Origin of the sequence: Enterobacter sp. UNJFSC 003 (assembly GCF_036903355.1) — a bacterium.
In the GTDB taxonomy this organism is placed as follows: Bacteria; Pseudomonadota; Gammaproteobacteria; order Enterobacterales; family Enterobacteriaceae; genus Enterobacter.
Genome location: NZ_JBAKHK010000035.1, coordinates 1 through 950, shown reverse-complemented (window position 1 = coordinate 950; position 950 = coordinate 1). Strand labels below are relative to the sequence as shown.

General features: G+C 55.8%; 2 protein-coding genes. Both read left to right on the top strand.

The window, feature by feature from the left end; genetic code table 11:
- The coding region (locus V5P19_RS22930; RefSeq protein WP_334407821.1) for an isocitrate/isopropylmalate family dehydrogenase at nucleotides 1-352 on the top strand (352 nt) is incomplete at its 5' end.
- A gap of 2 nt (nucleotides 353-354) precedes the next feature.
- A partial coding sequence (locus V5P19_RS22925; RefSeq protein ID WP_334407819.1) for an aconitase family protein occupies nucleotides 355-950 on the top strand: 596 nt, incomplete at its 3' end.

Sequence of the window (950 nt, the reverse complement as noted above, 5' to 3'; positions counted from 1 at the left end):
CCTGTTTGGCGACATTCTGTCTGACGAGTGCGCAATGATCACTGGCTCGATGGGGATGTTGCCTTCCGCCAGCCTGAACGAGCAAGGTTTTGGACTGTATGAACCGGCGGGCGGCTCGGCACCAGATATCGCAGGCAAAAACATCGCCAACCCGATTGCACAAATCCTTTCGCTGGCACTGCTGCTGCGTTACAGCCTGGATGCCGATGATGCGGCTTGCGCCATTGAACGCGCCATTAACCGCGCATTAGAAGAAGGCATTCGCACCGGGGATTTAGCCCGTGGCGCTGCCGCCGTTAGTACCGATGAAATGGGCGATATCATTGCCCGCTATGTAGCAGAAGGGGTGTAATCATGGCTAAGACGTTATACGAAAAATTGTTCGACGCTCACGTTGTGTACGAAGCCGAAAACGAAACCCCACTGTTATATATCGACCGCCACCTGGTGCATGAAGTGACCTCACCGCAGGCGTTCGATGGTCTGCGCGCCCACGGTCGCCCGGTACGTCAGCCGGGCAAAACCTTCGCTACCATGGATCACAACGTCTCTACCCAGACCAAAGACATTAATGCCTGCGGTGAAATGGCGCGTATCCAGATGCAGGAACTGATCAAAAACTGCAAAGAATTTGGCGTCGAACTGTATGACCTGAATCACCCGTATCAGGGGATCGTCCACGTAATGGGCCCGGAACAGGGCGTCACCTTGCCGGGGATGACCATTGTCTGCGGCGACTCGCATACCGCCACCCACGGCGCGTTTGGCGCACTGGCCTTTGGTATCGGCACTTCCGAAGTTGAACACGTACTGGCAACGCAAACCCTGAAACAGGGCCGCGCAAAAACCATGAAAATTGAAGTCCAGGGCAAAGCCGCGCCGGGCATTACCGCAAAAGATATCGTGCTGGCAATTATCGGTAAAACCGGTAGCGCAGGCGGCACCGGGCA